Source organism: Mitsuaria sp. WAJ17 (genome assembly GCF_014174515.1).
In the GTDB taxonomy this organism is placed as follows: domain Bacteria; phylum Pseudomonadota; class Gammaproteobacteria; order Burkholderiales; family Burkholderiaceae_C; genus Roseateles_B.
This window is the reverse complement of sequence record NZ_JACJUG010000045.1, coordinates 1-21779: the sequence shown is the minus strand read 5'-3', so window position 1 is coordinate 21779 and position 21779 is coordinate 1. Positions and strand designations below refer to the sequence as shown.

The 21779-nt window shown below is 70.7% G+C and carries 21 protein-coding genes, 1 pseudogene and 1 riboswitch; of the genes and pseudogenes, 7 read left to right on the top strand and 15 right to left on the bottom strand.

Translation table 11 applies throughout. The annotated features are described in order from the left end of the window. A pseudogene (locus H5407_RS22210) lies at nt 1-606 on the top strand (penicillin-binding protein 1C); the annotation flags it as partial. Here H5407_RS22210 and H5407_RS22205 read toward each other — a convergent pair. Continuing rightward, complete coding sequence (locus H5407_RS22205; protein WP_183106683.1) at nt 607-1098, bottom strand: 6,7-dimethyl-8-ribityllumazine synthase; 492 nt, start codon at nt 1096-1098, stop codon at nt 607-609. A 107-nt stretch (nt 1099-1205) separates the two neighbouring features. Further along, a riboswitch (FMN riboswitch) is annotated at nt 1206-1358 on the bottom strand. A 397-nt stretch (nt 1359-1755) separates the two neighbouring features. Here H5407_RS22205 and H5407_RS22200 point away from each other — a divergent pair. Next, nucleotides 1756-3066, top strand: coding sequence for a diguanylate cyclase (locus tag H5407_RS22200; RefSeq protein WP_183106682.1), 1311 nt, complete (start codon nt 1756-1758; stop codon nt 3064-3066). A gap of 74 nt (nt 3067-3140) precedes the next feature. Here H5407_RS22200 and H5407_RS22195 read toward each other — a convergent pair whose 3' ends face one another. The 7 genes from H5407_RS22195 to H5407_RS22165 all read right to left on the bottom strand — a co-directional run bounded on the left by H5407_RS22195 (nt 3141) and on the right by H5407_RS22165 (nt 8916). Beyond that, the gene (locus H5407_RS22195) at nt 3141-3962 is read right to left on the bottom strand and encodes an HDOD domain-containing protein (protein WP_183106681.1); all 822 of its coding nucleotides are present in this window, start codon (nt 3960-3962) and stop codon (nt 3141-3143) included. A 199-nt stretch (nt 3963-4161) separates the two neighbouring features. Then, a complete protein-coding gene (locus tag H5407_RS22190; RefSeq protein ID WP_404935653.1) occupies nt 4162-4923 on the bottom strand; it encodes a TSUP family transporter in 762 nt (253 codons plus the stop codon). Nucleotides 4924-5307: 384 nt separating this feature from the next. After that, the gene (locus H5407_RS22185; RefSeq protein WP_183106680.1) at nt 5308-6339 is read right to left on the bottom strand and encodes a hypothetical protein; all 1032 of its coding nucleotides are present in this window, start codon (nt 6337-6339) and stop codon (nt 5308-5310) included. Continuing rightward, complete coding sequence (locus tag H5407_RS22180; protein WP_183106679.1) at nt 6336-7280, bottom strand: RDD family protein; 945 nt, start codon at nt 7278-7280, stop codon at nt 6336-6338. Before H5407_RS22180 ends, H5407_RS22185 begins: the two co-directional genes overlap by 4 nt. Before the next feature lie 84 nt (nt 7281-7364). Next, the gene (locus H5407_RS22175; protein WP_183106678.1) at nt 7365-7745 is read right to left on the bottom strand and encodes a hypothetical protein; all 381 of its coding nucleotides are present in this window, start codon (nt 7743-7745) and stop codon (nt 7365-7367) included. A 111-nt stretch (nt 7746-7856) separates the two neighbouring features. Then, complete coding sequence (locus H5407_RS22170; protein ID WP_183106677.1) at nt 7857-8450, bottom strand: tRNA-uridine aminocarboxypropyltransferase; 594 nt, start codon at nt 8448-8450, stop codon at nt 7857-7859. A gap of 7 nt (nt 8451-8457) precedes the next feature. Then, nucleotides 8458-8916 carry an Lrp/AsnC family transcriptional regulator gene (locus tag H5407_RS22165; protein WP_183106676.1) on the bottom strand — a complete coding sequence of 153 codons (459 nt, stop codon included), beginning with the start codon at nt 8914-8916 and terminating at the stop codon, nt 8458-8460. 149 nt (nt 8917-9065) lie between these two features. On the opposite strand from H5407_RS22165, the gene H5407_RS24785 reads away from it, so the two are divergent. After that, the gene (locus tag H5407_RS24785) at nt 9066-9995 is read left to right on the top strand and encodes a DMT family transporter (protein WP_220800748.1); all 930 of its coding nucleotides are present in this window, start codon (nt 9066-9068) and stop codon (nt 9993-9995) included. Nucleotides 9996-10004: 9 nt separating this feature from the next. Here H5407_RS24785 and H5407_RS22155 read toward each other — a convergent pair whose 3' ends face one another. After that, entirely contained in the window at nt 10005-11288 is a 1284-nt protein-coding gene (locus H5407_RS22155) for a hypothetical protein (protein ID WP_183106675.1), read from the bottom strand. Between the two features lie 70 nt (nt 11289-11358). Between H5407_RS22155 and H5407_RS24780 the strand changes: the two genes are divergently transcribed. Beyond that, nucleotides 11359-13725 (top strand): DEAD/DEAH box helicase, encoded by a 2367-nt coding sequence (locus tag H5407_RS24780; protein ID WP_183106674.1) that lies wholly within the window; start codon nt 11359-11361, stop codon nt 13723-13725. Nucleotides 13726-13846: 121 nt separating this feature from the next. On the opposite strand, the gene H5407_RS22145 is transcribed toward H5407_RS24780, so the two are convergent. Beyond that, nucleotides 13847-14008: a hypothetical protein gene (locus H5407_RS22145; protein ID WP_183106673.1), complete on the bottom strand. Its 162-nt coding sequence runs from the start codon at nt 14006-14008 to the stop codon at nt 13847-13849. 213 nt (nt 14009-14221) lie between these two features. Between H5407_RS22145 and H5407_RS22140 the strand changes: the two genes are divergently transcribed. Together H5407_RS22140 and H5407_RS22135 are read left to right on the top strand one after the other, a co-directional pair. Continuing rightward, nucleotides 14222-14587: a thioredoxin family protein gene (locus H5407_RS22140; protein ID WP_183106672.1), complete on the top strand. Its 366-nt coding sequence runs from the start codon at nt 14222-14224 to the stop codon at nt 14585-14587. 78 nt (nt 14588-14665) lie between these two features. Continuing rightward, nucleotides 14666-16042 (top strand): M17 family metallopeptidase, encoded by a 1377-nt coding sequence (locus H5407_RS22135; protein WP_183106671.1) that lies wholly within the window; start codon nt 14666-14668, stop codon nt 16040-16042. 43 nt (nt 16043-16085) lie between these two features. Here the strand turns inward: H5407_RS22135 and H5407_RS22130 are convergent, their stop codons facing one another. From H5407_RS22130 to H5407_RS22110, 5 genes are read right to left on the bottom strand one after another with little or no spacing between them, the layout of a single operon-like run. Beyond that, nucleotides 16086-17738, bottom strand: coding sequence for a GMC family oxidoreductase (locus tag H5407_RS22130; protein ID WP_183106670.1), 1653 nt, complete (start codon nt 17736-17738; stop codon nt 16086-16088). 21 nt (nt 17739-17759) lie between these two features. Then, entirely contained in the window at nt 17760-18794 is a 1035-nt protein-coding gene (locus tag H5407_RS22125; protein ID WP_183106669.1) for a nitronate monooxygenase family protein, read from the bottom strand. 11 nt (nt 18795-18805) lie between these two features. After that, a complete protein-coding gene (locus H5407_RS22120; RefSeq protein ID WP_183106668.1) occupies nt 18806-19447 on the bottom strand; it encodes a MarC family protein in 642 nt (213 codons plus the stop codon). Continuing rightward, nucleotides 19426-20214, bottom strand: coding sequence for a helical backbone metal receptor (locus H5407_RS22115; protein ID WP_310737691.1), 789 nt, complete (start codon nt 20212-20214; stop codon nt 19426-19428). Before H5407_RS22115 ends, H5407_RS22120 begins: the two co-directional genes overlap by 22 nt. Further along, nucleotides 20211-21131, bottom strand: coding sequence for a hypothetical protein (locus H5407_RS22110; RefSeq protein ID WP_183106666.1), 921 nt, complete (start codon nt 21129-21131; stop codon nt 20211-20213). Before H5407_RS22110 ends, H5407_RS22115 begins: the two co-directional genes overlap by 4 nt. A 297-nt stretch (nt 21132-21428) precedes the next feature. On the opposite strand from H5407_RS22110, the gene H5407_RS22105 reads away from it, so the two are divergent. Continuing rightward, on the top strand, nt 21429-21779 hold a 351-nt coding region (locus tag H5407_RS22105; RefSeq protein ID WP_183106665.1), incomplete at its 3' end, for an RNA-binding protein.

Here is a 21779-nt window from a genome sequence, read left to right as displayed (position 1 = left end):
GCCAGCGTGCAGGCGGCGCCCATCTGCTGGCCTCTGGGCCGCCTGGCCAGCAGCACGCCACCGGACCAGTGCCTGCAGCAGCGCACGGCCTGGCTGCTGGATGGCGCCGCGCCGCCCACCCTGCCCGAGCGCGGTGCGGCCCAGGGTCTGGAGATCCGTGTGTTGGTGGACGCAGGCGGGCGTGAGCGTGTTTCAGGCGATTGCGCCGGTCCGCAGGCGCGCAGCGCGCCCGCCGTGCGCTGGCCGCAGCTGCTGCAGCCCTGGATCGAGACCGCCCAGCGCCACCCCCTGGAGCGCCTGCCCTGGAAAGCCGGCTGCCGGGGCGAGGCCCAGGGTGGACCCAGCGCCCGGCTGCGCATCGTGGGCCTGGAGCCCGGCACCGTGCTGCGGCCCACGCCGGGGCGGCAGCAGATCCGGCTGCCGCTGCAGCTGCTGGGCGCCCACGGGTCGGTGGCCTGGCTGCTGGACGGCCAGCTGATCGCCTGGCAGGAGGCGCCGGGCAGCCCCATGCTGCTGCAGCCCCAGCGCAACGGCGAGCAGCAGCTCACCGCGCTGGATGCGCAGGGGCATTACGCCCGTCTGCGCTTCGCAGTGCAAGGCCTTTGATCAGCCCGCCAGCGGTGCCAGCCGTTCGTGCGCCGCCAGCGTCGTCGCGCAGGCCTGCGCAGCCTCGACACCCTTGATCGCCAGATGCTCGTGGAAGAACTGCTGGTGCACCGCGTGCTCGTGGAAATGCTGCGGCGTGAGTGAAGCCGAGAAGACGGGCATGCGGCTGTCCAGCTGTACCCGCATCAGGCCGTCGATCACGGCCTGGGCCACGAACTCATGGCGGTAGATGCCGCCGTCAACCACGAGGGCGCAGGCGATCAGCGCCTGGTGCTGCCCGGCCTCGGCCAGGCGCAGCGCATAGAGCGGGAACTCGAAGGCGCCCGGCAGCTCATGCAGTTCGATCTGCTTGGCCGTCCAGCCCAGGCGGTGCAACTCCTGTGTGGCTGCGCCCGTGATGCGCTGGACGAGTTCGGGGTGCCATCGGCTGGCCAGCAAGGCGATGCGGCCGCGGCGGCTGGGTGTGGGAATGGTTGGATGGGTCTGATTCATGTTGCGCTTTCTTAAAGCAGTTCACACAAATCAGGGCGCGCGCAGGCAAGCCACGGCTGCGCGCCGACCTTGCGAAAAAAGGCGGGCACGCTGACGCGGCTTCAACAACGCGATCTCTTTCATCCGGACTGTGACCGTCGGCCCTGGCATCGCACCAGATCTGCTGACCCTCGCCCCTGGGGGGACGAGGCGCTCGCGGGCTCCTGCTGCAAAGAGCAGATACCGCCGGTGAGGAGTTTCACCTCGCCCTGAGAACGCGCCGGTCCATGTGACCGGCGAGCGCATTCTAGGGGGCACGACGGGCCTGCTTCTGGGGCCTGCTTCAGCAGAGCCGCTTCACCGTCGCAGAGCAGCTGCCGGCGTGCCGGCCACAGGACTTGCCGAAGAAGCGGGGCGCGTGCAACTGCCGGTCTTGGCGCTCGGGCAGGGGGCTGACACACGCTCCCCAGCCCCACGAAGACTCCCGACATGACGCCCCCTGGCGCCCATTGCCCCACTGGACGGGCCCCGCACGGTGGCAAGACCCTGCCAATTTGTGCCGCGCTTCGGGGACAGTGCACGGTTCAGGCGACAGAGTTCCGGGCAATCCCGGGTGGGCGAGTCGCCTGAATCGGCCGATGCTGAAAGGCCGGCAACGTTTGCAATGCCGGTGAGCCCATGAACGCCACGCCTGCCCTGCTTCTGTCGCTGAAGTCCCGCGCCCTCCTTGGCCTGCTGACGCTGGGCCTTGCGCTGGTGCTGCTCCTGGGCAGCTGGCATGTGAGGCGCGAGTTGCGCCTCGAGGCGGAGCAGGCCGAGGCCAGCCAGTTGCTGCTGCCGCTGCTGTACGCCGAACCCCTGTCCCGGGCCGTGGCCAGCAACCAGATCAGCGCCGTCCAGCGCCTGCTGGAGACCATGGTGAGCCGCCATGAGCTGCAGTCGGTCGAGCTCAAGGGCCGGGATGGCCTACGCCTGGTGAGTGGCCCTGATGTCCTGCCCGGACAGGACAGCCCGCACAGCGAGTTCGCCCTGCGCCTGCCGGGCGAGGGCGTAGAGCTGGGCCGTGTCCGCGTGGTCTCGCCCGAGCTGAACGTCTGGGGGCTGCTGGCCAGGCCGTCCATGCAGCACTGGCTGGCGCAGCTGCTGGCCCTGGCCCTGGCCCTGGGGCTGGGCGCGGCCCAGCTGATCGACCGCCTGCTGCTGCGCCCGCTGCGCCGCATGGCCTCCGACATGGAGCGCTTCGATCCCAGCCGGCCGCCCAGCGAGTTCAGCTGGTTCGATGACGGTCAGCCCGCCCGCACGCCGGCGGAGCTGCAGCAGATCAACCGCGCCATGGCCCATGTCCACCAGAGCGTGGACCAGCAGCTGCAGCGCAAGCAGCATGAAATGCGCGAGTTGAGCGCCCAGGTCGCCCAGCAGGCGCGCGCCCTTCACGAGGCGCAGGCGACCCTGGACATCAAGCAGCGCGAGCTGGCCCAACTGGCCCGCCACGACACCCTGACCGGCCTGTCCAATCGCCGCGAGTTCGACGACGCCCTGCGCCGCGAATTCAAGCGCGCCCAGCGCCAGCAGTCCCGCCTGGCCCTGGCTGTGCTGGATCTGGATCACCTGAAGGCCTACAACGAGCTGCACGGCCACGCCGCCGGTGACGAGTTGCTGCGCCGCTTTGCCCGCCTGCTGGGCGAGCGCTTCAAGCGCGATACCGACCTGGTCGCTCGCCTGGGCGGCGAGGAATTCGGGGCTCTGCTACCGGGCTTCGACAGCGGCTCGGCCCAGCACATGCTGGAGAGTCTGCGCGAGGACTGGCGGCGCCTGTCCCTGCCCCATGGTGCCAGCCCGGTGGACAAGATGGTGACGGTGAGTATCGGCCTTGCGGCCTACAGCCCCACCCAGCCCTACCTCAGCCCCCTGGCCCTGATGCAGGCGGCCGACGAGGCCCTGTACATCGCCAAGCATGCCGGGCGCGACCGGCTGAGCCTGGCGGCCTGAGCGGCGCGCCGCCTGCGGCTGTCAGGCAAGAAAAAAGCCGGCCCGGCGCCGGCTTGGTCTGGAGCCGCAGCGGCTCAGTCGCGGCCGTGCGCCTGGGCTTCCAGCAACTGCTCGCTGACGCGGCGGGCCGCGCGCAACACGAGGGTCTCGTCCAGTTGGGCTTGCGGGGCGATGGCCTTGGCGACTTCGTCCAGGCGCTCCGGTGCGTTCATCAAGGCCCAGGCGATCACGGAGATCGCGCAGACGCTGCGGCGCTGCAGGGTGTCCGGCATCACCAGGTGGGTCTGGACTTCCACATGGCTGCGCACGCTGGCCACCGCAGCCGGCGCCAGGCCCCAGCTTTCGCACAGGGCGGCGCCCAGGGCGTCATGGCTCACGCCGAAGGCGGTGTGCTCGAGCTTGACCAGCTCGGCGTCCTCCTGCGTGGCGCGCAGCATGGCGGGGTAGTGGGCCGGGGCGTGACGGTAGAGCACGGCCTTGCCGCATTCCTCGAAGAGGCCGGCCGAGTGGGCGGCCCAGGGGTCCACGCCCAGCATCTGGCCCATGCGACCCATCAGCAGGCCACGCTGCGAGGCACGGGCCCAGACCGGGTCCAGCTCGGGGGCGGGCGGGAAGGCGGCGCGCAGGCCCATCTCGAAGGTGATGGCAGCCACCTCGCGCATGCCCAGATAGGTCAGGGCCTGGTGCACGGTCTGAACGCGGCCGCGCAGGCCGTACAGCGAAGAGTTGACGGCCTTCAGCACGGCGGCGGCCAGGGCCATGTCGGTCTCGACCAGGGCCGAGACGGCCAGGAGATCGATGTCGTCGGCGGCCATCAGCAGGGACAGCTTGACCAGCACCTCGGGTTGGGTGGGAATCTCGATGTCGAGGGTGCGCAGTTCAGGATCAACGGACATGGGCGGCCTTGCATGATGCATGAGAACGTCTCCAGGGGCGGGGCGTGCCCGTCCCGCCCCCCGCGGGGGTCCGGGCGGCGGGCCAGAGCCGGTGCCGCCCTGAGAGGCGTGATCCGGCAATGGTAGCGCTGCGGGGCGGCAGTCGCGGAATCTTGTGACGCCTGGAGACGATTCGGCGCCCCGTGCAAACCCCGGGGACTCAGCGCAGGAAGGCGTCGTAGCTGGTCTTGAGGATCAGCGCCCCCACCACCAGCACGAACATGCCCCGCACGAAGCCGGTGCCGCGGGCCAGGGCCATGCGCGTGCCCAGCAGGCTGCCGATGACGTTGGTGACGGCCATCACCGCGGCAATCTGCCACCAGACATGGCCCTTCATTGCGAACAGCAGCAGGGCCGCGGCGTTGGTGGCGGTGTTGAGCAGCTTGGCACTGGCCGAGGCATGGAGGAAGTCGAAGCCCAGCAGGCGCACGAAGAGAAAGACAAAGAAGCTGCCTGTGCCCGGCCCGAAGAAGCCGTCGTAGAAGCCGATCACGGCGCCGATCAGGCTGGCCAGCAGCACCTCGGTGCGACCGCTGAAGCGCGGGGCGTGCTCGCGGCCCAGGTCCTTTCTGGCCAGGGTGTAGAGCAGCACGGCGCCCAGGATCAAGGGCAGCAGCTTGCGCAGGCCCTCGGGGCTGACCAGGGTGACAGTCCAGGCGCCGCCGAAGCTGCCCAGCAGAGCCGCCGCCGCCGCCGGCAGCAGGGCATGCCAGGGCAGGGTGACGCGGGCGGCGTACTGCTTCGTGGCCCAGGCCGTGCCCCAGATGGCCGCGCCCTTGTTCGTGCCGAACAGCGTGGCCGGCGTGGCCTGCGGGTAGACGCTGAAGAGGGCGGGGACCAGGATCAGGCCGCCGCCGCCGACGACGGCATCGATGAATCCGGCCAGCAAGGAGGCCAGGGCGACGGTGACAAGGTCCAGCATGGGGGCAAGCGTCAGGCGAGGCGGGGCGCGACGGGCCTCGCGGCCGCTGCGCACCAATGAAAACGGGCACCGATGTGGTGCCCGTGGATTGTGACAGTGGCGCGCCACGGTAGTGGCGGCCCCGTCTTGTTTGTCTCCTCAGCCCCCGTAGGCGGGCACTGCAAGCGCAGCGTCCGCGTCGAGTGATGCCAATGTAGAGGCCGGTCCCCATGCACGCACTTGGGGTTTTTACCGTAGGCCAAGCACCGAGCTGGTGCGTCAGGCGCACTTCCGGGGCTTCGTCTCTCTATGGAAATGGCAGAAGGTGGCTTGTCGGGCGACCGTCGGGTGAGGGGCGGGCCTGTCCCCTGATCCGGGGGCGGAGGGGCGCGACTTTGCGCGCCTTCAGTGCGGCGACAGGGGATTGAACAGGGGCTTGAAGCCGAAGGGATCGGGGCTGGCCGGATCGACGCTGACCCGCACCGCGTGGACCTCCTGCTCGCCAAACACCTGCAGGCGCAGCAGGTTGCGCAAGACCTGGCCCTTGCCGGGCTCCTTGACGGCCTTGAAGGGGCGGTCGATCACGAAGTGGTGGCTGTCGCCGTGGATCAGCAGGACTGGGCGGCCCCAGTCTTGGACCAGGGGCAGCAAGCCCTGCTCGAAAAGCCGGGTGAAGCCGCTGTGGCTGGGGAACTCCATCCACTGGTTGGCGCCGAGAAAGGGATCGGCCTGCATGGCGATGACCACGGCGCGCGCATCCAGGCTGCGGGCCCGCTCGAAGCCGGCTTGCAGCCAGGCCAGGTTGGCCTCGTTGCGTGCCAGGAATTCCTGCACGGCGGCCATGTCGCGGGGCTCAAAGCCGTTGTTGGAGCCCGGGACGTTGAGGGTCAGGAACAGCACGCCTTCGCGCTCGAAGCGCAAGTTCTCGCGGTAGCGGGCGTGGGCCGGCTGCAGATCGGCCTGGCGCTGCACGGCCAGAGGCTGGCGGCCCAGGCTGCGCGGGGCGCCGAAGAACATCTCGCGCAGCGTGTCCAGTCGTTCCTGGGGCGCAAAGCCGCCGGCCGCGGGGCGGTGGCAGTCGGTCCACTCGTTGTCGCCGGGGGTGTAGACCAGGGCCGTGTCGAACTGATTGAAAAAGTCGCGCTGGCGGGCGAATTCGTCATCGCTGCAGGGGCTGCTGCCGCTCTTGAAGTCCCCCACGTGCAGGCTGAAGGCGGGGGCCTGCGCGTTGATCAGCCGGATCAGCTGCTGGTAGACGGGGTAGGCGGTTTCGGCGGGGCCGTAGGGCATGTCCCCCAGGGCCACGAACTCGAAGGGCCGGGGCGGGGCGGGGGCCTCGGCGAGGGCGGGTGTGGCGCTCAGCAGGCCCCCCAGGCTCAGGGCCAGCAGGGTCAGCAGGCCAGGGCGGCGGGCGCGCAGGGGCGGATGGCGGTTCATGGGGTGGGCTCGGTGCGGGTGTCTGTCGGCAGGGCCGTCGCCGGCGTGGCGGGCTCCGCGGGGATGTCGGCGGCGGGCAGGCGGTCCGTCCGGCGCAGGTCCAGCACCACGGTATGGGCGGCCTTGTCCTGCAGGGCCTGGCGGTTGGCGTCCCAGACCAGCTGAGCGAAGCCCATGCCGCCGGTGCCCATGCTGGCCAGGTAGCCGCCGTAGCGGCTGAAGCTGCGCATCAGGGTCATCGGCTTGCCGCTGAGCTCGGCCACCTGCAGGCCCATGAGGCGCTTGCCCAGGGTCTGGCCCGGCCACAGCACGGGCAGCAGGGTGAAGTAGACGATGGCCAGGCTGAAGCGCAGGCCCACCTCGCCCAGGGCCTCTTCCAGCCACTGGCGGGGCTGGAAGCCGCTGTGGGCGCGGGCCGCCTCCTCCGAGCGGCGCAGGCGCCGCAGCTGGGTTTCCAGTTCGGCGATGCGGCGGCTTTCCGCGCTGGCGGCGCTGGCCGCCGAGGAGGGCGCGGCGGATCCCGCGGCCGCCTCGGGCCGGGTTTCGTCCTCGTCGGCCCCTTCCTGCGCGGGCGCGGCGGCGGCCGGGCGGCTGGCGCGGGGCTTGTCCTGGAGAGTTTCGCGCAGGTCCACCCAGAGGCCGCGCAGGCCCAGTGCCAGCATCAGCGCGACCAGCAGCCACCAGAGCGAAGAAGGCTGGCGCCGGGCATCCCGGCGCCGGATCTGCAGCCAGGCAGCCAGGGCAACGCTGCCCAGCAGCATCCAGTTGCCCAGGGTGGAAGCCATGCCGATCAGGGCCAGATCCAGGGCCATGGCCCAGGCCCTCTGCGCCGGTCGTGCCAGGGCATGGCCCAGCAGGGCGGGGCTGACATTGACGTCCTCGGGGGTGACCCAGTCGCGGCGGGGCGAGGGCTGGATCAGGGCGGGCAGGCGCAGGCGCATCAGCGGGCAGTGGCAGCGATGGTGGAGGCTGCCGATTCTGCCGTGGGATTGCGGCGCGATGGGGTCAGGTCGTGCCCGAGGGCCTCAATCGTCTTCCAGGCTGTCGCAGCCGGCCGCCGGACAGAGCAGACCGATCTGGCTCAGCAGGTCCAGTGCGCTGTCACGCCAGTCGGAGGCGCCCTCAGCGTCCGCGGCCTGCACCGGTGTACCGGCCGTCAGGAAAGGCGCATCGGGGGACGCGGCGCCGGTACTCGCAGCGGGCGCGGTGGGCTGAGGTCCTGCTGCCTGGGCTGGCGAGGCCGGTGGGTGAGCCTGGAAGGTCTCGGCTGCCGTCGTGGGAAAGGGGGCGGTCTGTGTCCGTGTGGCAGGCATTCCCGCGCTGCGTCCAGCCGGCCTGTCCTGCGGCCGCAGGGGATCCCGCCAGAAGCCCAGCAGCACGGCCGTGAGCGCAAGGGCAAAGAACACCGTGGTCTTCATGGTTGGGGCAGAGCTGTGACTGAGGCCGCAGCATGCGGTGCGCGCCTGAGCGGCTCGCGTCTGCTCTGCGAAGAAATGCAAAGAAGGCCCTGTGCGCGCCTAGTGCCTGCCTGCCCGCGCCGCGGATGCCAGGGACTGCTGCAGTGCCACGAAGGCGTCCATGGCATCCCACAGGGCCCGCGTGTCCAGCCCGGGCTGCAGCTGGGCCAGGGCCAGGGCGGCGGCCTCCAGGCTGCTCAGCTGGTGGGGTGCATGGGCCTTGCGGATGGCATAGCGGCTCGGCGGCGGCGCCGTGAGGGCCAGGCGGGGCAGGGTCTGCAGCCAGGGGGCGTTGTGCATCAGCTGGCGGCTCTGGCGCCAGGTGCCGTCCAGCAGGACCAGGCGGGGCGCAGGCTGGCCGGCCGCCAGGGCGGGGCGCTGAGGCGCGGTCGCGCCAGGGCCCGGCGGGTAGAGCAGCAGCAGGGGATGGGTGTCCGGGGCCGGCGCGCGGAAGTGCTCGCCGACCTGGCGCTCGCAGCGCTGCAGGCACAGCTGCAACAGGCGGGCCGTGCCCTTGGCCTGGCGGGCCTCCTCGGGATGCTGGAGGATCAGCAGGGGCACGGCATTGTCCAGCGGGCGGATGCAGGCGCACAGGCAGCCAGCCAGGGGGCGTTCGCAGCGAGAGCAGACGGGGCGGCGACTCAGGCGGGACAAGGGAGCCTCATAGCGCCTTGAGTGGCAGCGGTGCACCGCTCTTGACGCAGCGGATTGCGAAGTTGCTGGTGATGTCCTGGACCATGGGCAGGGCCTGCAGGCGGCGCACGATCTGCTCGTAGTCCGGCAGGTCGCCGACGACCACCTCCAGCAGATAGTCATGCGCCCCGGAGACCACATGGCAGGCCACCACCTCGCTCATGGCCTGCATGCCGGATTCAAACTCCCGCACCGCGTCCTCCCGGTGGTGCATCAGCCGGACGTTGACGAAGACGGTGGTCGCCAGCTGCAGGCGTTTGCGATCCAGGATGGCGCGGTAGCCGCTGATGTAGCCGGCCTCCTCCAGGCGGCGCAGGCGACGGGCGCAGGGGCTTTGCGACAGGGCGACGCGGTCGGCCAGCTCGGCCACGGAGAGGCGGCCCTCGCGTTGCAGCAGCTCCAGCAATTGAAGGTCGATTCGGTCCATGAATGAGGGAGGGGTGAAAAGGCGCATTTAGCGCGGCTGAATTGGCGATAAGAATCTTAATCAGGCCAATCCAGTGGTGAATGTGATCGATTATCGCGCGGCAATCACTAGAAAATCTGCGTCATTCAGTAGTAACCCGTAGTACTCGCGTGTCCAGCATTGCCCCTTCCTCGCTCCAGGCTGCCGGCCTGGCCCTGCCCGCCACCCCCGCCCGCAGCGCCACGCCCTGGGCCGGCTGGGCGGCCCTGGCCTTCACTCTGCTGATCTGGGCCAGCTTCTTCATCTCCCTGCGCGCCGGCGCCCGCGCCGCCCTGGCACCGGCTGAGCTGGCCCTGGTGCGCTTCCTGCCCGCCGGCCTGGTCTTCCTGCCGGTGGTGATCCTGCGCTGGCGTCGTTTTGCCAGCCTGCCTGCCCTGCAGTGGATGAGCATCGTGGCCGGCGCGGGCCTGCCCTACTTCCTGATCGCCGGAGCGGGCATGCGCCACGCCCCGGTGGCCGACGGCGCCACGCTGATCCCTGGCACCATCCCGCTCTTCGTGGCCCTGATCGCCGCCTTCACCCAGGGCCGCGCCGCGCTGAGCCGCTGGCCGGCGCTGCTGACCGTGGTCACCGGTGTGGCCACGCTGCTGGCCTTCCACCATGGCGAGGGTCAGCTGGCTCAGGGCTACGGGCTCTTCCTGCTGGGCAGCCTCATGTGGGCCAACTACACCCTGTCCCTGCGGCACTCGGGCCTGAGCCCCATCGAGGCGGCGGCGCTGATCTCGGTCGTGTCCCTGGCCCTGCTGCTGCCCTGGCTGGTCATGCATCCGCCCCTGGGCCTGATGGCCCTGCCGGCGCGGGCCTGGGTCCTGCACGGCAGCATCCAGGGCTTGGGCGTGGGCCTGCTGTCCACGCTCAGCTATGCCTTCGCCATCCAGCGCCTGGGCGCCCAGCGCGCGGCCACCGTGGGCGCGCTGACCCCCGTGCTGGCGAGCTGCCTGGCCTGGCCCATGTTCGGCGAGGTGCCTGACGGCGCGACGCTGGCGGGCATGGGACTGATCCTGGCCGGCGTGCTGTGGAGCCAGCGGCCGCAGCGCTGATCACCCGTTTCAGCGGTACAGGGGCAGGGCGTCCACGCGCTGCCGGATCAAGGCCATCATGCGCCGGTAGCCCTCGCCCTGCAGTCCGCCGTACTGCTGCTGCAGGGCCTCGGCACTGAGGAACTCGGGCAGGTCCTCGGTGCGGGGCATGAAGTCGCGCTCCGGCGGATGGGCGGCCAGGCGCTTCTGCAGACCGAGCGGGTCGCGCTCGGAATACAGGCCCAGTTGGGTGCCGGCCTGGTCTGCGGCCAGGTCATTGAAGCTGAAGCCGCTGCCGCCGCGCGAATCCGCCACCTCCTTGTAGATGCCGATGGCATCGGCCAGCGGCCCGCCGCCCTCGATGGCCAGAACGGCCGAGACCAGCAGATGCTGGGAGAAGTCGTCCCGCCCGTTGGCGGTCAGGAGCATGGGCCGTGCCCGCGGCCAGCTACTGGCGGCGGGCAGCAGGCGGCTGGTGTGCTCGCCGGCCGCCTGCAGGGCCAGGATGAGGAAGGCCGCGCGGTTCTCCTGACGCGGGTCCTCGCCGGCCTGGCTGCGGCGCAGGGCCTCGGCGAAGAAGGGCGGCCACACATCGGCCACCGAGACCGGCGTGCCGGACAGATGCGGCTCGCAGAGCTTCACCAGCAGGGCGTTGTAATGCTGCAGCCGGGCCTGCTCCGCAGTGGGCCAGCGGGCGTTGAGCGCCTTGCGCAGCGAGTCCGGCTTCCATTCGTAACTCAGTTGCAGCAGACCCGGCATGAAGCCCACATGCTGGATCAGCTCGCCCGCCACGCGCAGCTCGGCCTGGGCCGCCAGCCGCTCGGTAAGCCAGCGCACCAGCCAGTCCGAGGCCCAGGTGGGCAGGGGCAGGTGGCCGATGCGCAGCTGGCGCAGGCGCGGCAGCTTGCCCGTCTCCTGCAGCCGGGCATGGATGTTGAGCCAGGGGCCGGCGCCCTGCTCGCGCAAGGGGATGCTGGCCTCCAGCCAGGCCTCGTGCTCGGCCAACTGGGCGGTGGCGCGGGCCTCGTGATAGCGGTTGACCAGGCGCCCCAGCAGCAGCTGCAGCTGGGCCTCGCTGAGCCGGGCGACGCGCAGGCCGCCGGGCGGCAGCTGGCGGGGGTCGTTCTGGCGCAGGACTTCACTGGCCTGCTGCAGCTGCGCGCCTTCCAGCGCGGGCGGCGGGGGCACGCTGGGCAGGGCCTGCAGGGCCAGCGTCGCCAGCAGAAGGGGCAGACCCAGGCCCAGGCCCAGCATCAGCCAGAGGGTGCGGCGCAGCAGGCGGCCGAGCTGGGAACGTCGGGAGAGGGCGGTCATGGGCGTCAGTCTGCCACCGCCCCGGCAGGACGCCAGAAAGGCAGGCCCCGGGCTGGCGACAATGCCGCCCATGACCGCCCTCGCCCAGCCTCCCTCGCCCATGCTGCGTCCGCTGCTGCGCCTGCAGACCCTGGACCGCGGCGACGGCCTGCTGGGCCTGCGTCCGCATGGGCGCCTGGGCCCGCGCGGGGCACCGCTGAGCCTGATGCAGCTGTTCCTCGTGGACGCGGCCGGCGCTCCGCCCTGGCCCTGCCCGGCCGAGGGTCAGACCGGTCCGCATGGGCCCTGGATCCAGCGACTCCTGGCCCTTGGGGCCCAGCCCCTGCGTGCCGACCACCTGCAATGGCGCCAGCCGCCTGCACAGGCGCCCGGGCGGGCCTGGACGCTGCTGATGGAGGAGGACTTCGGCGACTTCGTCACGGACCTCATCCCCCGGCTGCTCCGCGAGGGCTGGGTGGTGGAGCGCCTGCCCGGCTTTGCCCACGAGCCCCTGCCGGTCAGTGCCTGGCACCTGGGGCTCAGCGTGGACGGGGCCGGAGCCTCCGGGGCCGTGCCGCGCCTGGGGGCGCCCCGTCAGCGCGGCTCCTGGCTGCTGAGCCTGGGCCTGGAGGTGCAGGGCGAGCGCCTGGACCTGGCGCCGCTGATGGCCAATCTGCTGCGCCGGGACAAGCGCTGGCTGGATGCGATGGCGCTGGAGGCCATCGAGGACGATGACGTCATCTTCCTGCGCGCCCCTGGCGGACGCCGCTTCCACACCCCGGCGGCGCCGCTGAAGCAGCTGATGCGACACCTGCTGAGCCTGGTCACGCCGCGCCAACTGGATGCCAAGGGGCCGCTGCGCCTGTCCGAGTGGCAGGCGCAGCAACTGGCCCTGTTCGATGAGGACCGCGGCCGCTGGCAATTCCACGGCCAGCAGGCGCTGGACAGCCTGGTGGGGCGACTGCGCGAGGCCGGGCGGCCGGCTCTGGTGGCTCAGCCCGAGGGCCTGGGCCTGCGCCTGCGTGACTACCAGCTGCAAGGTCTGGCCTGGCTGCAGTACCTGGGGCAGCAGGGCCTGGGCGGCATCCTGGCTGACGACATGGGCCTGGGCAAGACCGCCCAGACCCTGGCGCACCTGTGGCTGGAAAAGCAGGCCGGGCGGCTGCCGCAAGGGTCCCTGCTGGTGATGCCCACCAGCCTGCTGTTCAACTGGGCGCAGGAGGCCGCCCGCGTCTGCCCGGGGCTGCGCGTGGCCACCTGGCACGGCGCCCCGCGTGGCCAGGCCCTGCCGGCCTGCGACCTGCTGCTGTGCAGCTACGGCCTGGTCTGGCGGGACCTGCGGGTGCTGGCCGGCCGGGACTGGGACTGGCTGGTGCTGGACGAGGGGCAGGCGGTCAAGAACCCCGCCTCGCGCACCGCCCGGGCCCTGCGCCGTCTGCCCTCGCGCCAGCGCCTGGTGCTCAGTGGCACGCCCCTGGAGAACCACCTGGGTGAGCTGTGGGCGCATTTCGACTTCCTGCTGCCGGGCTTCCTGGGCGATGCCCGCGGCTTTGCCCGCCACTGGCGCAAGCCCATCGAGGAGGGCGGCGATGGGCGCCGAGCGCGCTGGCTGGCCGCGCGGGTCCGGCCCTTCATGCTGCGGCGCCTCAAGGAGGAGGTGGCGCCGGAGCTGCCCCCGCTGACCGAGCTTCGCATCCTGCTGGAGCTGCCCCTGCCTCAGCGCCAGCTCTACGAGGGCGTGCGCGTGGCGGCTGACCACATGGTGCGGCGGATCCTGGCCCGCCAAGGTCTGGAGGGCGGGCTCATCTCGGTGCTCGACGCCATGCTGCGCCTGCGCCAGCTGTGCTGCGACCCCCGGCTGATCGAGGAGCTGCCGGCGAACCTGGGCGAGGGCGTGAAGCTCGCCTGGCTGCGCGAGCACCTGCCCGATCTGCTGCGCCAGGGGCGCCGGGTGCTGGTGTTCTCGCAGTTCGCCCGCATGCTGGACCTGGTCGAGGGCCTGCTGACGGCGCTGCGCCTGCCGGCCCTGCGCCTGAGCGGCGACACCCCCGAAGGCCAGCGGGGCGAGCGCGTGGCCCGCTTCCAGGCGGGTGAGTGCCCACTCATGCTGCTGAGCCTGAAGGCTGGGGGCGTGGGCCTGAATCTGACGGCGGCGGACACCGTCATCCACCTGGACCCTTGGTGGAACCCGGCCGTGCAGGCACAGGCCAGCGCGCGGGCCCACCGCATCGGGCAGGACAAGCCGGTCTTCGTCCACCAGCTGCTGGTGCAGGGCAGTATCGAGGAGCGCATCCTCGCCCTGCAGGTGCGCAAGAAGGCGCTGGCGGATGGGGTGATGGGGGTGGATGGGGCCGCCGAGCTGGTGAAGTTCAGTGCGGCGGACCTGGAGGGCCTGCTGGCGCCGCTGCCGGCGCTCGACGAAGGGCTGGAGGGGCCGGACGCGCTGGACCAGGCCTAGGGCACGGCTGCAGGATCTGGCTGGCGGCCAGCCCCGGCGGGTCAGGGGTAGGGGCCGGAAATGCAAGAAGCGCCTCGTGGGCGCTCCCTGTTGACTGGGGCAGCGTGGCTCCCCCGCGGGATCAGCGCTTGCGGTCGAAGCGCAGGGCGCGCGCCAGGCTGCGACGGTCGGTGCCCAGGCTGGCGGTCTCGAAGGCTTCGTGCTTGCGGCCCTTGTCGGTGTTCCATTCGGTCATGGGCACGCGACGGTTCTGGGCTTCGGTACGGTGTTGCGACTTCATCATGGCGACTGGCCTTTCCTCTTGCTGGACCCCATCAAGCGGGTCTTGAGGGGCACAACGGGGTGGGCAGACAGGCGGTTGACAGCCTCGGCAAACTTTTTTCACGTTCCAGCCTGCGGCCCGGGTTCGCCCCGGGAACCGCCGGCCCGTCGTGCGACTACAACGTGAGGGCTGTCCCTTCCGGCTGCCCCCTTCTTTGTCGCTAAGCTGCCCGCCATGTCCTCCTCGCTCGCCCAACGTCAACCGCCGCCCACCCTGGTCGCCTGTCTGTGCGCGGCCTGGTGTCGCCTTTGCGACAGCTACCGCGAGACCTTCGCCCAACTGCGTGAGCAGCACCCCGGCGCCCGTTTCATCTGGGTGGACATCGAGGACGACGCCGAGCTGGTGGGCGACCTGGACGTCGAGACCTTCCCCACCCTGGTCGTGGGCGTGGGTGAGCAGCTGCGTTTCTGCGGCCCTGTGACGCCCCAACTGGCCACCGCCCAGCGCCTGCTGGAGACCGTGCTGGCCCCAGGCGCCGCTGCGGCAGCGGCCGGGCCGGATGCGCAGGCCCTGCTCTCCCGCCTGCAGCACAGCTGCTGACGCTGGCCGCCCAGACCCGCGTCTGGGGCGGCCCGGCGCGGCGACAATGCCGCCACACACACCTGAGAACTGCCTGCCATGACCGTCCAGCTCAAGAGCGCCCTGTCGCGCGCCACGCCCATCGTCGTGCTCGATGCCGCGAGTTTCCAGTCCCTGAGGTCCAAGCTGCCCAAGCCCGCGCAGAACTGGCTGGCTGGCATCGGCTTCACCGCCAAGCCCGATAGCCACGCCCTGGTGCCCGGCGCCGACGGCAAGATCGAGAAGGTCCTGGCCGGCGTGGCCAGCGTGGGTTCGCCCTATGTGCTGTCGGCCCTGCCCATGGCCCTGCCCGAGGGCAGCTACACGCTGTCGGATGAGGGACTGGCCGTCGCGCCGGAGCAGGCCGCTCTGTCCTGGGAACTGGGCAGCTACCATTTCGACGTCTACAAGGCCCGGCCCCGCGCCAGCGCCACCTTGCTGCTGAAGCCGGGCATCGAGGCCGAGCGCGGTCTGGCCACCGCCACCGCCATCTGTGCGGCCCGCGACCTGATCAACACCCCCGCCGAGCACATGGGCCCGGCCGAGTTGGCCGCCGCCGCCCAGCTGCTGGCCAAGCAGCACGGTGCCAAGTTCAAACAGATCGTGGGTGAGGAGCTGCTCAAGAAGGGCTTCCCGGCCGTGCACGCCGTGGGCCGCGCCAGCGTGCGCGCGCCGCGCCTGATCGAGCTGAACTGGGGCAAGGCCAAGGACCCGCTGATCAGCCTGGTGGGCAAGGGCGTCTGCTTCGACACCGGCGGCCTGAACCTCAAGGCCGCCGAAGGCATGCGCCAGATGAAGAAGGACATGGGCGGCGCTGCCAATGCCATCGCCCTGGCCAGCCTCATCATGACCCTGAAGCTGCCGGTGCGCCTGCAGCTGCTGATCCCCGCGGTGGAGAACGCCGTGGCCGGCAATGCCTACCGCCCGGGTGACATCATCAAGACCCGCAAGGGCCTCCAGATCGAGATCGGCAACACCGACGCCGAAGGCCGCGTGATCCTCTCCGACGCCCTGGCCTACGCCAGCGAGGGCAAGCCCGAGCTGATCATCGACCTGGCCACCCTCACCGGTGCCGCCCGCGTGGCCCTGGGCCCGCAGCTGCCAGCCCTGTTCGCCAAGCACATGGACACCGCCCGCGAGCTGGTGGACCTGGGCCTGAAGATCGAGGATCCGGTCTGGCACATGCCCCTGTGGGCGCCCTACCAGCAGGGCATCCAGTCCAGCCTGGGCGACATCGTCAACACGGGCCCCAATCCCATGGCTGGCGCCATCAATGCGGCACTGTTCCTGGAGTACTTCGTCGAGCCCCTGCAGGACTGGCTGCACCTGGACATCAGCGGCTCCAACGCCAAGTCCCTGCCGGGCCGCCCCGAGGGTGGAGAGGCCCAGGGCATCCGCACCCTGCTGGCCTATCTGGAGGAGCGCTTCGGCGGCTGAGCGTGCCTGCGTTGCTCATACGGCCCGCTTCGGCGGGCCGTTTTCATGCTCGCTCCTGCACCATCCAGCTCGCGATGCGCTCCGCGATCATCAGCGTCGGCGCGTTGGTGTTGCCGCTGGTGATGGTGGGCATGAGGCTGGCGTCGGCCACACGCAGGCCGGCCACGCCACGAACGCGGCCCTGGGGGTCCGTCACGGCCAGCGGGTCTCCTGCACGGCCCATCTTGCAGGTGCCCACGGGGTGGAAGATGGTGGTGGCGATATCGCCGGCCAGGCGGGTGAGCTCCTCGTCGCTCTCATAGGCCGGGCCGGGCTTGACCTCGCGCGGCTGGAAGGGTGCAAGCGCGGGCTGGGCCACGATGCGCCGCGTCAGGCGCAGGCTTTGCGCGGCGATGCGGCGATCGCCTTCGGTGCTGAGGTAGTTGGGCGCGATGGCTGGCGCCTGCTCGGAATCGCTGCTGCGGATGTTGACGCTGCCGCGGCTGCCCGGGTTCAGGTTGCATACGCTGGCCGTGAAGGCATTGAAGCGGTGCAGGGGCTCGCCGAAGGCCTCCAGCGACAGCGGCTGCACGTGGTATTCAAGGTCCGGCCAGCGCAGCTGGGGCGAGGAGCGCGTGAAGGCGCCCAGCTGCGAGGGTGCCATGCTCATGGGGCCGCTGCGCGACCACAGGTACTGCAGGCCGATGCCCAGCTTGCCCCACCAGCTCGCCGCCTGGGTGTTGAGCGTGCGTGTGCCCTCCACAGCAAAGACGGCCCGGATCTGCAGGTGGTCCTGCAGGTTCTGGCCGACACCCGGCAGGTCCTGCTGCACGGCAATGCCCAGGGACTGCAGCAGCGCCGCTGGCCCCAGGCCCGAGCACTGCAGGATCTGCGGCGAGCCGATGGCTCCGGCCGCCAGCACCAACTCGCCGCCGGGGGTCAGGCGGACGTGTTCCATGCCATGGGGCGTGCGCACCTCGGCGCCCTCGCAGCGCAACGCGCCCGAGGCGTCGCGGCCCAGGCTCAGGCGCTGCACCGTGGAGCCGGTCCAGAGTTCGAAATTGGGGCGACCCAGGCAGGTGGGCCTCAGGAAGGCCTTGGCGGCGTTCCAGCGCAGGCCGCTGCGCTGGTTGACCTCGAAATAGCCCACGCCCTCGTTGCTGCCGCCGTTGAAGTCCTCGGTGCGGGGAATGCCGGCCTGCTCGGCCGCGGCGGCGAAGGCGTCCAGGATGTCCCAGCGAAGGCGCTGCCGCTCCACCCGCCATTCGCCCTTGTGGCCGTGCAGGGCGCGGAAGGCCTCGTCCGCGGTCTCCTTGGCATCGAGCCGCCAATGGTCTTCATGCTGCTTGAAGAGCGGCAAGACCTGACCCCATGACCAGGCGTCCTCGCCGGTGAGCGCCGCCCAATGCTCGTAGTCGCGCGACTGGCCGCGCATGTAGATCATGCCGTTGATGCTGGAGCTGCCGCCCAGCACCTTGCCTCGCGGATAGCGCAGCTGCCGGCCATTGAGACCGGGCTCGGGCTCGGTCCGGTAGAGCCAGTCGGTGCGAGGATTGCCGATGCAGTGCAGGTATCCGACGGGGATGTGGATCCAGTGGTAGTCGTCCTTGCCGCCGGCCTCCAGCAGCAGCACGCGCTTGGACGGGTCGGTGCTCAGGCGGTTGGCCAGCAGGCAGCCGGCGGTGCCGGCACCGACGACGATGGTGTCAAAGTCCATGGGCTTGATTTCTCCAGGGGATCAAGCCCAGCCAGCGGCCAGCTCACGGACCAGTTGGGCTGCGGGCTTGGTGCGGGCCAGTGGGAGGGCCTGACCGGCCCAGAGACTCAGGAAGTCGGCTCGGCCCTGCGCCGCGGCTGCCTGGCGCAGCGGGCGGGTCAGGGCATTGGGGATGGGGAATTCCGGCAGCGGCGCGTCGGCCATGTCGCGGGTGAAGGCATTGGCCAGGCCACGGGCCTCGCGGCCGGAGAAGGCGCATGTGAGCGTGGAGTCGGCATCGCGGGCCTGCAGCAGGGCCTCGCGGTAGGCCGGCGACAGCGGGCATTCCTCGGCCAGCAGGAAGGCTGTGCCCACCGCTGCGGCCGTGGCGCCCAGCGCCCGGGCGGCGGCCATGCCGCGGGCATCGGCAATGCCGCCGGCCGCGATCACGGGCACATAGAGCGCGTCCACCAGCTGCGGCACCAGGGCCATCGTGCCGATCAGCGCCCCCTCGCGCCGGCCATGGAAGCCGCCGCGGTGGCCGCCGGCCTCGTAACCCTGGGCGACGACGGCATGCACGCCGCTCTCCTGCAGCTGAAGGGCCTCGCTGAGCTGGGTGGCGGTGCCGAGCACGACCCGGCCTTCGTCGCGCAAGGTCTGGACGAGGCCGGGGCCCGGGTCGCCGAAGGCAAAGCTCACCACCGCGGGCGCCAGCTCCCGCACGACGGCCAGCTGGGCCTCGAAGTCCTCCTCGCAGGCCGCGGGCAGCTCGGGCACGGGCAGGCCCAGCGTCTGCGCATGCGGGGCCAGGCGCTGCCGGTAGGCCTCGACCCGGTCGGCGTCCACCTGCCAGGCCTGCGGGCAGAAGAGGTTGATGCCGAAGGGCTTGCCGGTGCGGGCGCGGATGTCTGCCACCACGGCCCGGATGCGCGCCGGGCTGAGGTAGGCCGCCCCCAGCTGGCCCAGGCCGCCGGCCTCGCAGACCGCGGCGACCAGGGCCGCGCTGGCCGCCTCGCCCGCCATGGGGGCCATCAGCACGGGGGTGGGGATGCCCAGCTTCTGCAGAAAGCTCTTCATGGCCTGCTCCTTCAGTTGGCCAGATGCGAAGCCAGCACCGGGAAGAGCTTGATCAGCCCATCCTGCAGCAGCTCCACGGCCAGTGCGGCCAGGATCAGGCCCATCAGCCGGGTCATGATGTTGATGCCGGTCTGGCCCAGCACGCGGGCGATGCGACCGGACGCTGAAAAAACGAGGTAGGTCGCCAGACCCACCACGACGCCGTAACCGACCAGCACCCCCAGCTCCCACCAGTGCCGGGTCTTGTCGGCATAGATCACCATGGTGGAGATGGTGGCCGGGCCGGTCAGCAGGGGGATGGTCAGGGGCACGACGGCGATGCTGGCTCCGCTGCTGAGCTTGGCCTGTCCCTCGCTGAGGTCCTCGGGCCGGCTCTCGGCGGGGCGGGCGTTGAGCATCTGCAGCGCGCTGATCAGCAGCAGTACGCCGCCGCCCACCTGGAAGCTGGCCAGGGAGATGTTGAAAAAGTCCAGCACCTTGAGCCCGGCCAGGGCGCTGATGGAGATCACCAGGAAGGCCGTGACGGAGCTGACGCGCACCGTGTGCCGGCGCTGCTCCGCGCTGAGGTCCTGGGCGAAGTGGATGAAGAAGGGCACCACGCCGATGGGGTTGACGATGGCCAGCAGGGCGATCAGGGGTTTGACGATGTCCATCCGCGCATCTCCATCAGGTAGTGAAGGCCGGCCGCGGCGCGAGGGCCGTACCAACTGAGCAGTTCGCCATCGACCAGGCGCACTCGGGCCCGCGGGCACAGGGCCTGGGCGGCGTCGAGATGGCTGGCGTTGAAGCTGTAAGGCTCCGAGCTGAGCAGGACCTCGTCGATCTCCTGCAGCCAGGCTTCGTCACCCTGGATCACAGGGTAGCGGGCGGCACCGGTCTCGCCGCCGAGGGCATCCGGCCAGCTCAGCCAGCCTACCTCGGCCAGCATGCGGGCGATGTAGGTGTCGCGCGCCACGCCCATCCAGGGATCCTTCCAGATCAGGTAGAGCACGCGCCGTGGGGGCCAGGTCTTGCCTCGCGCGGCCTGCAAGGCCTGCGCCAGCGACCGCTGCAGGGCGTCGGCGCGGGCGGCCACCCCGGGCAGGTGGCCGAAGTGCGCCTGCAGCTGGGTGATCAGGCCGGCGTTGTCCTGCGGTCCCTGGGGATGGGTGACGATCAGCTCCGGCACGAAGGTGCGCAGGGCCTCGGCCGTGTCGGCGCGGTTCTCGTCCATGTTCACGATCACATGGCTGGGCGCAAGGCCGCGCAGCTTGTTGAGGTTGACGTCCTTGGTGCCGCCGACCTTGGGAATTCCCGCCACCTCATGGGCGGGGTGGATGCAGAAGCCGGTGCGCGCAACCAGCAAGGGGCGCAGGCCCAGCGCGATCAGCAGCTCGGTGATCGAGGGCACCAGGGAGACGATGCGCGGCGCCGCGTTCACAGCTGGGCTTCCTCGGCCGTTGGCTCGGTCAGCGCCAGCCACACGGCGCAGCAGCCGCGCAGGTAGAACAGGGCCGGCAGCACCAGGGCCAGGGCGAAGACCACGCCGCCGCCGGTCTGCACGGCCAGGCCGGCCGCGCTGGTGTTGATGGGCGTGCCTGCCGCGCCCAGGCTGCGCAGCCCGCGCCCGAACAGCCCGGCCATCAGCTGTTGTGGCGGCAGCTCGATGCCGGCCGCCCAGGGCACCAGCAGAGCCATGACCTGGCCGCCACCGACGACGACCACGCTGACGCAGGCGCTCACCAGGGCCGAGAGTCCCAGCACGCCCACCATCAGCACGGCGGTGTCCAGCAGGCGCCAGCGCAGCAGGCCGGCCAGCTTGCGCAGGGCGCGGGCGGGCGGCAGGCCGGACCAGATCGATGGGCCCGTGAGCGGCCCCACCATCACCATCAGCGTCAAGAGCATGCCGCCGAACAATCCCACGCCCAAGGGCACCAGGGCGCTCAGCAGCGGCGGTCCCAACTGGGGCAGACGGGACAGGCTCAGCAGGCCCAGCATCACGGCTGTCAGCAGTCCCGCCGAGGCCAGCATGGCGAGCAAGCACAAGAGCACGCGGGGAGCAATACGAAGACTGTCATAGGCGGCGTCGCGCAGATCGCGGATGGGGTGGCCGCGCGCCTGGTCCATCAACAGCAGGCCGGTGCTATTGACGCCCAGAAACACGATGCACAGGGCGGCTGCGCCCCACAGGGCGCCCCGCCAGGTCTGTTCGCGGGCCAGGTCGGCTTCGGCGGCCCCCAGCATCAGGCCGGCCAGGCAGAAGGAGGCCAGCAGGGCGCGGAAGGCCGCGCCGTTGCGGGCCGCATCCAGGCTGGACAGGAGGCGTGTGAGGGTGTGGGGGCTGAGGCTGGAATTCACGGGTAGGGTGGGTTTTTGCCCCATCTTAGCGAGACCGTTGCGCTCCGCCGGGCAGCCATGGGAATTGCTCGCTAACCCTAGCTGCGCCCGCCGAATCGTGCCGAAATGCGCCCAACCAAGGGTTTGTACTGGTTTCCATGCGGCGTCAAAAAACAACAGTCAGCCGAGGGTGTTTTGCGCCGTCAGAAAGGCTCCGCCCATAATCGGCAACCTGTGTCTGGATGCAGCGCCTTCGGTTGAATGGTTCACGATGGGTTGAAGCTCCACATGGTTATTTGGTATTGAAAGGGCTTCCCCATGGGAAACAAGCTTTACGTAGGCAATCTGGCCTATAGCGTCCGCGACGAATCTCTGCACGAAGCGTTCTCGCAATTTGGTACGGTGACCTCTGCCAAGGTCATGATGGACCGTGAAACCGGTCGCTCCAAGGGCTTCGGCTTTGTGGAGATGGGTTCGGACGCCGAAGCGCAAGCCGCCATCAACGGCATGAACGGTGCCGCGCTGGAAGGCCGCGCTGTGGTCGTGAATGAAGCCCGTCCCCGTGAAGAGCGTCCGGGCGGCTTCGGCGGCGGCGGCGGCGGTCGCGGTGGCTTCGGCGGCGGTCGCTCCGGCGGCGGCGGCTTTGGTGGCGGCGGTGGCGGTTACGGC